8 protein-coding genes are annotated in these 12739 nt (G+C 34.9%); all 8 read right to left on the reverse strand.

Going from position 1 to position 12739, the window contains the following annotated elements; genetic code table 11:
* Positions 1-175: 175 nt before the first annotated feature.
* Positions 176-1504 carry a hypothetical protein gene (locus CRO21_RS06790; RefSeq protein WP_141398118.1) on the reverse strand — a complete coding sequence of 443 codons (1329 nt, stop codon included), beginning with the start codon at positions 1502-1504 and terminating at the stop codon, positions 176-178.
* 19 nt (positions 1505-1523) lie between these two features.
* Complete coding sequence (locus CRO21_RS06795; RefSeq protein WP_097078581.1) at positions 1524-3626, reverse strand: ATP-binding protein; 2103 nt, start codon at positions 3624-3626, stop codon at positions 1524-1526.
* Positions 3626-4882 (reverse strand): DNA cytosine methyltransferase, encoded by a 1257-nt coding sequence (locus tag CRO21_RS06800; protein ID WP_097078582.1) that lies wholly within the window; start codon positions 4880-4882, stop codon positions 3626-3628. Before CRO21_RS06800 ends, CRO21_RS06795 begins: the two co-directional genes overlap by 1 nt.
* A 61-nt stretch (positions 4883-4943) precedes the next feature.
* The gene (locus CRO21_RS06805) at positions 4944-6548 is read right to left on the reverse strand and encodes a Tn7-like element transposition protein TnsE (RefSeq protein ID WP_097078583.1); all 1605 of its coding nucleotides are present in this window, start codon (positions 6546-6548) and stop codon (positions 4944-4946) included.
* A complete protein-coding gene (locus CRO21_RS06810; protein WP_097078584.1) occupies positions 6541-8064 on the reverse strand; it encodes a TnsD family Tn7-like transposition protein in 1524 nt (507 codons plus the stop codon). The genes CRO21_RS06805 and CRO21_RS06810 overlap by 8 nt, the downstream gene beginning before the upstream one ends.
* A gap of 13 nt (positions 8065-8077) precedes the next feature.
* Positions 8078-9724 carry an AAA family ATPase gene (locus CRO21_RS06815; protein ID WP_097078585.1) on the reverse strand — a complete coding sequence of 549 codons (1647 nt, stop codon included), beginning with the start codon at positions 9722-9724 and terminating at the stop codon, positions 8078-8080.
* Position 9725: 1 nt separating this feature from the next.
* Positions 9726-11813 (reverse strand): DDE-type integrase/transposase/recombinase, encoded by a 2088-nt coding sequence (locus CRO21_RS06820; RefSeq protein ID WP_097078586.1) that lies wholly within the window; start codon positions 11811-11813, stop codon positions 9726-9728.
* Positions 11797-12630, reverse strand: coding sequence for a TnsA endonuclease N-terminal domain-containing protein (locus CRO21_RS06825; RefSeq protein WP_097078587.1), 834 nt, complete (start codon positions 12628-12630; stop codon positions 11797-11799). Before CRO21_RS06825 ends, CRO21_RS06820 begins: the two co-directional genes overlap by 17 nt.
* Positions 12631-12739: the final 109 nt, after the last annotated feature.

A 12739-nucleotide genomic window follows, 5' to 3' on the forward strand; every position in this document is an offset into this window, starting at 1 on the left:
AGTTTCATACTGAACAAGCTTTATCTCATTGATCTTTATAGTTCACAAATAATAGAAGAAAAAATAAAGTTTCATACTCAGCTTCATCTTTTCTTCAATTTTGAGTTTTTATCAAGTAATAAAGTTTCATACTAAAATGAAACATAAGACTCAGCTAATTGTGTCCACTTACCCATTATCTTACATATAGCTCATTAATGCCGGGTCTTGATGCATGATTACTTGCTCGTAAAATTAATTGATTAAGTAATTGCTCTCTAATCCTGTATTTGGCTTCAAAAATAGAAGTTTTATGTGGAGGTAAAGTTAGTAGATATTTTAAATTAACAACTAGGTAAAAAGGTTCTGGCTCTACATCCGTAAAAAATAGGGGAGAATGCCATTCAAAGTCATTCTTTCTTTTAACAAAATCTTTTTTTGATACCTTATAACCTAAATAATATGGAATTAAACCTTCTTTTTGTTGTGCATAATCACATACCGCCCCTAGTCTAACAAAGATAGGTTCGTAGCTAGACGATTTCTCAGGTTTGAGACCAAATACATCTGTCTTGATTTGAGTGGTAGTTAAACCAAATAAGTCACATGTCATTTCATTACCCCAATATATTGGTTTAAGTACAGCTCCCCAATCTAAAGATGACATAGTCTCATAGCCTGTAACAGCGAGATGCAACATTTTATTATATTTACCGACTGCTTTGGGATCTGAAATTTTTGACTCGGGAGTATTTACTTTGGTAATAGCATTATTCCAGATATCTTCATTAAAATTTTTATTATTCAGAATTTTATCAGTTAAAATTGGTGCAGTTGTAATATTGAACGCTTGTTGACGGTCTTTATTAACATGTCCATCACCCAATGTAGAGCTAGTAATACAGCTTAATACTTTGTCTATTTCAGATGGATAGTCGTTAAAATTTCTCTTATCGTTTGGCACTAAATTTAATAGTTCAATAAGAGTTTGATTTACAGCTTCTAAAACTCTTGACTCCCAGTCAAAAAGTACTGCTATTTGTGGGACAGACGAAAAAAAACCTTTAATTTCATTCTTTAAGTTTTCACTAGTATCTGCCTTGATATGGCTATTTTCATCAATATATTGAGTTTTAGAAAGAGGCTTAATAAGTAAAGGCTTACAATATCTCTTTTCAGGATCTAAACGTGTTTCTATATATTGAATTAAATTACTACAATCTTGAGGATTATCTGTCCATAAAATCATAATAAAAGGCCCGTTTTCACTTGAGATAACAGACTCTAAAATTCTTATAATTTCAGCATAGTGGGTATTCTGACCAAGAGAGCTTCTACCTGATAAATTTAAATCTATAAATAAACCTCTCACGCCTTTGTAATAATCTTGGCATAGATGAGACTCATCTTCCTCATTATATTGAACTCCAATACATGAAGATCCAATAAGTTTAAATGTCTCAATAATAGGCTCTAGGTGTTCTTTTTTATCATCAAGTACTACAAAACGTGGAGGTGTTAACATTATCAATTTAACCCAAAAATTAATCAAAAACTAAAGCCATAGCTGCACCGTCAAACTCATTTGGTACATCATCTTGATCATCAAGAATAACTAGACGTCCTTTATTTACTTCCATAGCTAGATTTACATAATACAATCCAATACCCATACCATTAGGTCTTCTCGTAAAGAAAGGTTTTACTAACTGTTCTTGCTCATCTTGGAAACCTGAGCCATTATCAGCAACAATAATTGCTGTTTTACCATAAAAGTCTCTACGTACATCTATATAAATCTTTCTTTGACCAATAGTATCTTCAGGCCAACGTGCTTGAAGCCAATATATTGAATTATCAAAGATATTATTCAAACAACCAATCAGGATTTTAAATATATATTTTTGTTCAATATCAGGAATATTTTCCTCAAGAAACGGACAAACGAATTGAACCTTATGGGCTCTAAATCGAATTGAGGCAATATCTCTTGCACGACGAATCAAGTTTTTCAGACTTGCAGGCTTATTATCACCTTTTCTCAATAAGTCAGAAAAACTATCTAAAATTTTCACCAGTTGATAGGCTTGATCTTTAATTAAAGTAATATCTTCACTATGTTCAATTGTCTGATATAAAGACCTAACGCCATGTTCGACTTCATGAAAAACAATAGCCAATCCCATGTTATTAAAGCCTGAAGTAAGCATTACTTCACGCATTTCGTTATAATTTTTTTCAGTTTTCTCAATTAACGGTTCTAATTCATCAGTTAAATTATGCTTCTTAGCCAGTTTTCTTAGTTCAGTTAATGGCTTTTCAATTTTCCTCTCTTCAATATTTTTACCAGTTTCAGTTACTTGTCTGATACGCTCTTTATCTTTTTGCCGTTCAGTCTCCACAATAGATAACACACTTAATACAATTTGTTGAAATCTTTCATATGTTTCATTTTCTATGAAACCTTCTCGATTCGTTTTTTCTTTTAGACCAAAGCTATCTTCAACACTTAGATCTAAAGATCCAACAACGATATTTCGACTAATATGCCTACCAGGTACATTGACCCTCCGCAAATCTAAACCGAGCCAATCATCGCCAGGTTCCCCATAGTTGTATACTCGAATGTTGTCTCTATATACACGAATACCGCCATTTTCATTTAGGAAGCTTTCGACTAGTTGCTGTTCTCCAAACTTAGAAATGACCTGTTTATCACGATCATAGATAAAAAACTCACCGCTTATATTACCAATTCCACGTAAATCTTCAGGCTCCACAATAACTTTGGTTTTTTTCAAATCTGATGGTAATAAAAGTTTCTCATTTTCTAATAATTCTTGACGAGGCTCTACTTTGATTCCAGGAACGCCAATAAAATTATAATTTAAAGTTAGTAAACCTTTATCAATTGAAAATGAGATATGCCAAGGGGCTCTTTCCTTTAATTTCTCAATATCTGAAACGCCCTCAGTCCAGTCAGAATGCCCTTTAACCTCAAGTAATGTTTCAAATTTATCACTCCGTTTATCAGTAAAAGGGGTAGATATTGAAGTAATTTGACGTAAAAGCTTTCTTACATCACCACGAGCCCAGTTCTGTTCTCTCAAGTTACTTATAGTAATTTGAGTACCTGTATTTTCCCCCGTAAAGACTATAGGTGTTCTTGTAATTACTTCTACACGAGTATCTTCTAGAAAAGGTTTATCAATTAAATCTTGCCAGTTAATGTGAAGAACACATTCATCAGAGTTTTTAGATCTGGTGACTAACTGGATTTCATTTCCTAATTTATGTACTGCGAATCTACCTAAACCTTTTTCCCCTAAAGGCAGACGACCAGCTTTGGTTCGCTTTTTTTCTTTTTTTTGCAGTTCCTTGTGATCATGAGCAGGCACAAGCCAAATATTTTTAATAATATCAGCTGACATTCCCTCACCATTGTCTTCGACAATAATTTTGGCATTTGGCGTATTGACTTCATCTAATGTAATTAAAACAGTATCGGCATCAGCATCATAAGCATTTTTTACAAGCTCGAAAATTGCAAGACGTGAAGAACCAATTAGTTGATCGCCTAACATTTGCAGTAATCTAGCTCTTGGGCGAAATGCTAAGTCTTCAGAAGTAATATAATTCTCGGTCATTACCAATCCCTTAATAGTTGTTCTGCAATTTTTTGTGCGAGTAAAACGGGTACAGCATTACCAATTTGTTTAAAAGCACTTGTACGTGCTGGTTTTCCTGAAACATTCTCAAAATAGTAATCATCAGGAAAACTTTGTATTCTTGCTACCTCTCTAGGAGTTAATGAACGGTTTTGCTCGATATCTGGATGAATATAGTGATGTCCATCCTTTGAGATATGAGCAACAACAGTATGGCAGGCAGCTAGGTCGCCAGCAACAACTTTAAAGCGATCAACAAATGAATTTCTACCTTTATGACTTTTTAGATGCTCAGGTAAGTCATCATAATGTAATCGTCTTTTCTGATTATTCCATAAATTGACAGCAAATTTATAAATTTCTAAATCTTGCTCAGAGTGAGGACGTGCTTCATGCCAAGTTAAAGGTAGAGTGGTAAATATTTGAGCTTGCTTCAGCCATTGTGACGGCTTAGCGATTAGTTCTAATGGAGAGGCTTTACCACCACCAGCATTTATTTTAGGAAGATCTTTGAGTAAATCCCATACGTTAACTTCAGGTACCCACTTTTCTATTTCAGGATAAAAGGACTTTTTACCACGATATCTTCGTTTACCCACTAAAATGATTCGTTTACGATTTTGAAGAACACCATATTCATTGGCAGATAACACTCGATATTCAATTGAATAACCGATTTCGATAAATAAACTTTTCATTTTGTCGAAATAAAGTTCACCTTCGGGGCTTTTTGCGGTTAAAAGACCTAATACATTTTCAAAAACAAAATATTTAGGCTTATATCTTTTTAAAAATTCAGCGTAGTATTTATATAAATGGTTCCTTGGGTCATCAATCATATTTCCACGAGCACGCCCTATCAATGAATATGCCTGACAAGGAGGCCCTCCAATGATCAAATCTAATTTGGACTGACCAAGTTCTTGATCAATTTTTTGAAAAATTTTATCTAGGGTGTCTGGACCAATAATTTCGTTGATAACAGAGTCGATTTCACTTATTGGAACAGCACTATACAGCTCATTTCGAGTAATCTCATTTTTTAAATATTTTGAGTATAAATCTATCGAATTATTGTTTTTTAACCAATGAAAAGCTTGGCGTGTTTTAAGTGTAAAGCATGCTGAAGCATCTGCTTCAACGTGGGCAATTGGTTTGAACCCAGCACGAATAAACCCCTCTGACAAGCCGCCAGCACCAGCGAATAAATCAAGAAATTTTAAAGTGCTAGACATAATGCATCAATAGAAAATAAATAAGTGCCAGGATACCAGGAAATTCTGGATTTGGCAAAAATTAACTAACTTCATTTGTCAATATGAATTCTAATCGTCTCATCCATCCTTTTAATTCTTGTTCGGATATTTCCTGTTTTTTTGTATTCATCCGAGGATGATTAAGCGTACTATTTTTATAACAAATATTTTTAAAGATGCCTTTCGGCCAACGTAAACATTGAGTGACGACAAGCTCAAGTACTTTGGCTCGATCAGTAGTATTCCATTGACTGATATCTTTAAGCGATAAAACTCGAGTTGAAAGCGGTTTTTTATTATCAGATGTATCTACCTCTAAGATCACAATATCTTGCTGATTCAATCGAAAGCTAACTTCTGCGACACATCTAGGATTACCATCAGTTTTTATATGTTTGGAATGCCCCTGAATATTAGGCAGTTTATGGAGTTGAAATCTGAAATTTTTTACAATATTTTCTTTGCAAAACAAATCAATCATTTGTTGGAATGCAGAGAATCGATCAAGATACAAATGAAGGTCTTCTGTTTCATCTTCAACACCATTAAATTCAGCAGAGGGGATAGTACCTTCAGAAATAGGCTCATTCGTGCTAACTTCAGATGGTGTATTGGTAGATGGTAGCTCTGGATCCTTTGTACCTTGATTTCTATGCCTAGATTTTTTAGAAGATTTACGTGTTTCAATTGCTTCTAGAAAGTCGAAGTGTGTAGTAACAACATCAATTATTTGTACATCATCACTATTACCTTCCTCATCATCATTAATGGTGGGTGCTTTTCCATCATTTTTAGTTCCTGATGAATTTTCACCTTTACCACCTGACTTAGACTCTATGAATTTATCGCTATAAAACGCCACCTCTTTGGAAATATTGCTTGAAATATTCTGAAAACCTGAAATCTCATTTACGAAAAACTCGGAAGTTTCAGCTTTATAATAGCCATATACATCAAAGATTACTCCACTGAGTTGAGGTGGATTAAAACAAAAGCTCCATATTCGGTATTGGTCAAAGTCATAGCCATATTTCGTACAAAATTGACTAATACTTTCAAAAGATTGTCGAATATCAGAATCAAGAAGAATCCAAGATAAGATCCGTCGTATGCCTGCATCGTTGAAATGAGAAGTTGGATATGAGCAAACTGGCAAAATATTGATGAGGTAGTGATCTGGGTTTGAAACAATATCAAAATCAATACTTAGACTATTTTCTAAAACTGCTGATCTTGCAAGATATGGAGTATAGAAAAAGAGTGATCTAGCAAGTTCAAATTGTGGAAGCCGAACTTTGATTATTGGCTGCTCAAACTGATCGATTCTAATAGCATCAAATAAGAAATGGTGTTCTAAAAATTTTCCTTTTGCTAAGTCTGAATTGTAGGTAGAGGACACCCAATCTTGAGTTGAGGTAATTTTAAACCGTAAATGATAGCTTTTGGGATACTCTTGGGTAGGGTTGATGTGGCTGTTTTTTCTTAATAATCTTGCATTGGAAAAATTAGTGTAAGTCATTTCGGTTGCTTTACTTTCATTTTCCAAACCCAAATTAATTGCCCAATTGGTGGCATTGTGCTTTTTGAATAAAGTACCAATCTTTTTTATTTTCATATCCTTAGCTATGTGACTTATCTTAGCCATAATTTATCCCTCTAATTTGATTTAGGAATTTAAGCGTTTCATCCGTTAATCTTTCTTCACTTAATCCAGATTTTCGTAATATTTGCCAATCAGCTGGATATAGATTAAGTATCTGAAACTGGATGAGCGTTCGAGTAATTCTTCTGATTTGATAGCTGCTAATATCTTCTGAATAAACATTCAAAAATTTATTCGTTAGAGTAAGTTGGTGTAGGTTTTTTTCTACAGTGGAGTATAGCGGTAGTTGCCTTAAATACCAATTTCTAGATTGCCTAGGTAAATTTAGGTTATTTTCTGACTTATAGAATATCTTGAAAAGTTGTTTTACCAGTTGCCAATCTCGCAAAGACCAATTGACTTTTTTCTGCCTTGATTTGGGTAAAACTTGAAATTGTCTATTTTGATTAAGCAACCAAGTCTTATCATTACGATAAAGCCATGCGTACAAAGCAGCATTTTTGATTCTAGATGGTTTTATGCCATATTTTCGGATCAATGATACCCATTCATCACGTTTTGCTGTGAGTGTCGATATATCTTTATACTCCGTTCCTTGAGTGTGTGTATCAGTATTGGAAGGATTAGATGGAATCTGATGGATTTCGCTCAGAATGGCTTTCCATGTCCAGCCTTTAGGGCAGCACGCCTCTAATGCAATAATATGTTCAAGATAACTGAATGACTTACGGTGTTTTCTAAAAATGGCTCTGAGCCAGCTTGTTTCAGCATGAAGTTTATCAAGATGATGTTGCCGTAACCAATTTAAATCCCATGTTTTTATAATTGAAGCAAAAATTTTGGTGTGATCAATGTGTTTAGTACCTTTACAGAACCCTAACCGTCTTGCAATACGATGGTAAAATTGGCTCCATTGATGGAATGTTGGTGATGATGTTGGAGGAAGCTGTAACAGCTCATCAACATGCCTATAAACAATTTTATCTAATTCATGAGCGGGTTCAGTTGGTTGGCTTCGGTTAATGATGTTATTTGCAGCGATAAATTGATGTCGTCCATTCAAATGAGGTGCTAATACAAACTCTGATAGTTTAACTTTGTGCTTCGTACAGCAATTTGCTCCTTGAATTTGCCAAAGTCTTGACCAAAAAAACTCTCCATATTGGCAGTATTGGTCTTCTAAGCAATGACTACAATATCGATGCATTGTTATCTGCTTAACTTTGGATGCTGCAATCCCTAATGCTAAGTGAATAGAACCTTTTGATTGATTTTCCATCCACTGAAGGCAACGTAAACGTGTGTTTTCGGGAGAAAATAGAGCGTATATTGGAAAAAGCGTATGCTCGTAAACAAGATTTTCAAGTGTATAGTTCGGTGGTAAATGTCTTAAAATGCATGAAAGATGGTTAGGTAAGTCAATCGTGGCAATGACCTTACGATTAGTAAATATTTCATCGAGTAATTGCTTAGGACTTGTAATAGCATGGTGAATTCCAGCTCTTGCTATCGTGCTGTAAATTAACTCATTAGGATATGGTGTAGGAAAATTCAACATGCCAATTCCACTATTACATTGATTGTACCCAAGTTTGGGTATTGAAAATTAAATCGCTTGATTGAAGAACATCATAAAAATCTTGGGATTTTTGCTTTTGAGAAAACTTAAACCTCAAGTCATCTGATGGCAAGGTCATCCATTCACTTTGCTTTAATCTTTTGCGATTTGTCGGTACAGGCTGACTATTTTTATCAAGTTCTGACTCAATGAGCCAATTAGAAACGATAGGCATGAGTTCTTGCATCTTTAGCTGAGGAAAATCAGTAAAGGCTTTTTTGATAACAGGCACAACCTTAGATTCTGGATATCCAGTGGCAATCAGTAGGTTATGTAATCTTTGGGCTTGAGCATTGCCATTGTATTGTTCAACTTTTTCTTGGTCTTCCTCTATTCTTCTTTGAAGCAAGAGTAAGGTTTTGTCTACATATGGAATTGTTAAGTCGGAATAGAGTGCAATCCGATTTGGATCTCCAGATTTGAGAGCCTCTATCATTGGATGAACGAATTTGAGCTCATCCTCATAGACCTGTTTAAGCAAACGAGGAGTAATTCTTTCTAGCCCTGTCATGATCGCTCGGCATTGAGCCAAAACAAAAAGTTTGACGACAATATCCAGTACTCCTTGTGAAAGTTCATACCAACAGTCTCGAATTTCATCACTGAGTTGTTCTTTGTTGGTTAGCCATTGGTACTTCCAAAGTGCATTGGTAAAGGCTACCCATTCTGTTCTAGTCGTACTATTTGATGATAAGACACTGTTCTTCATAGGTTCCCATATAACAGCCCCGAATCCAGCTCCACGCCGAGCTGAACGCAGATCACCATCAAAGATAAATTTAGCTTTAGGTGTGCCCACCATAACCACAGGCAAGCCTACCACATTGATCAAGGTAACAAAGAAATTCAGCATTTTTTCAGCACCACCTGAATTTTTAACACTCAGATGTTGGATTTCATCAATGACGAGTACACCAATAGCATAGGTATTGGTAATTTGACGCATATAGTTTAGTAAAGCTTCGATTCCTAATCTTTTTAAAGCTACTTTTCTTTCAAAATCTGTTCCTAATGCAACATCAATTGCTTTGAAAAAGTGTAAACATAAATTTTTCAATGAACCATCATGAGGGCAGTCTATTTTGAGATAAATCAGCTGTGTAAAATTATATTTTTCATGGTAAATCACTTGAGGGTAAAGGTTCAGAATGCGCTGTAGCGTTGTACTTTTACCACTACCAGAACACCCGATGAGGGAGTAGCTTAAAGCTGTCGATTTTGGGGCATCAAAGCGAAAGGCATTAATGTCACCCGACATGATGCGTTCATAGCCGTTTTGCAAGTGTTGATGTAATTTCCCATCAGCAATATTGCGCCCTACATAGCCTTGACGAATTAATATGGCTATTTTTGACTCTAATGAAATATGCCGAGTAATTGGTTGAAAAAATTGATGAAGAAGTTGTGACGTAAGATGAATTCTTTCGTTCTTAGATCTAAGAATATCTTGTGGGTTATAGTCCACCTTACCAATCAGATTTGCTTTGATAGCTGAAATTTCTTGTATGATTGGTGGCAATGCTTCAATAAATGGATTACCTGTATATTCACCAAAACTAGGTGTGTAATGTGCTTTAATAAAGTTTAATGGCAAACTCATTTTAGTCATCCTCACCAAATAATTCGTCGGTTAAGTCAGGGTAGTGAACAGCTTCAGCATCCTGAGCAGCAATTGAAGTTTTTGCTTTAGGCATTGGAATAATGTTTGTATCCACTATTTCTTGCTGTTTTACCTTACTTTTACGTTCATTATTTTTTTCTTTAGCCTTATTTTCAGATATTTCAGCAATACGTTGAGATGGTTTAGTTGAACTTTTCACACTCTGGCTTTTGAGTTTCTCAGTGATGAAAGCTTCAAGTTCTCTTCGTTTTTTTGAAGCTTCTAATTCATGCTGTACAAGGTTTTCTTTTTGGTTTTTTTGCTTTTCTTTGATTTCCCACAAAGTACAATCTAAAAACTCTCTCGATCGAGCGGAGAGAGCCCCTATCCAATATTCAAGACTATTACCTTGTGGGAAAATATAAATTTTATTCATTGAATAAGGGTCATATGCGGCTTCGAGGTCTTGAGGGCGAGAACGCTCTGTTTTTCGATGTAACCAGCCGAGATCAAGTATTTCTTTAGCAAGATAGTAAAGGCCAAATGCTTTGATTCCTAAATCAGAAATTGTAATTTTAGTACGTGGCAATAATGCGATTCTAAGAGCTTCTTCTGAAACAGTTCGCAATTTTCCAGTTCTGTTTTGGATACCCCAATTCCATAAATGTAAGGGAATGGTTGGTAATTCATTAGGCATGTCTGCCTCACGATCATATGTCTTTAACACATGGAATTGATTGTGTGAGATGATGCAGGCAAGAATGATTTCAGTAAACTGGCGAATATTTAAAGTAGCATCTTGACGGTAATCTCTACCCCCTGTTTTCTTTACGGTAGTGCCTTCCACGACACCTTTTCCTTTACCCTCGCTTTTGAAATAAGCTTGATAAGTATTGAAAGCTTGTTCCACAATAGCTTTAGCATCACCACGCCTAGCTGGTGCATTCTCAATTCTCACAGCGAATGTTTTTTCCAGTGCTTCGATTTGATAGCCTAATAACTCTCCTCGATCTGCGAGTAGAGCATCAGGTAGTCCAATGGCTGGCCAGTTTTCAGACTGAATAGTGACCCCATATTCAGCACAATATTCAACTTTATCAGTCATCGCTATATTCAATGCTTGTATAGCAGCTAAATAAGAAGGTGATTCGAAACCTATATAGAAGCCAGTAACTAATCTACTGAACACGTCAATCACAAAGTAAATTGTAGGTCTACCAACGATACTTTGGGGATTTGAGTTAGAAACTAGGTAAATATCAGCGATCGTTGCATCAATCTCATAACGTGATCCAGGTCCTAATGCTTGTGAAGTTGAGGTCGATTGTAATGGACGATAGTCCTTACGATAGTTCGCGGTATTAATACGAGCTTTAATGCTCTCAATTTTTTTAAATTCCTTTTCATAGTAATACTTAAACTGCCATATTGTAGGAATATCCGCCTCAATCGTATCGGGATACAAATTTTTATATGTGGTTTGAAATTTTCGATACACAAAGGGAAGTGAATGCTGATTATCTTTTAGAAAGAATAATTTAATTGTACGATAAAAGAGCTTTTCAATATCTTCCGTAACATTAATACCTTGCTCGCTGTTATAGAGGCGTGGTCGTCCCAGTTTTTTATCTTTGGGCGTTCTTTTTTGCCCTTTAGCACCGCTATTTTTATAGTCTGGGAGTAAAGCATTAGGCGTTTGTCCTCGTTGCCAATATCTGCGAATTAAGCGATAAATTGTTTGTTTAGTTGCTCGATGTTGAGACATGATCTCATCAATTATTTTGCCTCTTTGAGTAGGTATAAAAAATAATTCATGAGAAATGAGAGGGTGAATAAGTGCGTAATTTTGATCACGTTTGCTTTCTTGTGTTGATCCCTTTTCTGGTTGAATAAATGCTAGTGATTGATGCGGATCGGTCTCTCTTTGAACACTTAAATCCTCTAAGCCTTTAAATATTTCAGTTTTCCTAATTTCAATAGGAAAAGCACTTTCATCATCAAGACTAATCCAAATCACAGAGTGAGGGAGGATGGTTAAAATTCTGAATAAAGAGCCTTCAAAGCTTAGTACTTCATTGATTGTTAGCATGAAGAACCTCATTCCAAAGATTGATTTGACCTAACTGAATGTGATCAGTTTTCAAATCTTTAAAAGAAATATTAAGATCAAATGTAAAATATCGAAGAGCAAGTAAATCTCTAATTTCTCTTAAAGACTGACCCATTTCAAATAGATATTTTTGATCAATCAATCTTGCCAATTCATTAATTTTTTTAGACTTATTTTTACTAAAAATATCTGCATAAAAGTTGAGTTTATCTAGTGCGTCTTGTTCACTCAGTTCCAAGGTATTTATGGAGCTGTACAGCCATTGAATATTCTGATTTACTTTTATGGGAACTTGATGTTCAGTAAAAATATAAAAAGGGATGTTTTGCTGTTTCCAATATTGTCTTTCAATTTCTATCTTTTCTATTGTACGTGGGTCATTGAGAGCATTTGAATATTTAACTTGGACTGCAAATTTAGGTGATTTTGAATTATTTGTATCTACCAAGAAATCACTTGTCATTATTTGATAATGTTTTCCAAATTTTGGATGAGGAATTTTAATTGTTTCAGCAATTTTTAATGTTTGTTCGAGGTCTAAGGGATATTGTTCTCGAATATCGATGGTACTAGAATGCCATTCCAGCAATAAAAAAGCAGAGAGTTCTAAATCAGATAAAAGATGATGAGTTCTTTTGCTTTTATGGCCATAAACTCGGTGAGATCGTCCTTCTGAACTCACATCTCGAATTGTAATCCAAGGCTTATAGTTATTTCCAAAACCCTGTCCTCGTCCTTCTTTAATCCACTTTTGAATTTTGAGTTCATGATTTTGTGTGTTCTTAAAGTTGGCCATAAAAAATCCACACATTTATGCTATTTTAGAGCATAGCCTGTGTGGATTAATTGAGCAATTCAGTATTACACTTTATTACTCAGTATGATACTTTAATACTTAGTATGAA

The organism is Acinetobacter puyangensis, assembly GCF_900096995.1.
Classification (GTDB): Bacteria; Pseudomonadota; Gammaproteobacteria; order Pseudomonadales; family Moraxellaceae; genus Acinetobacter; species Acinetobacter puyangensis.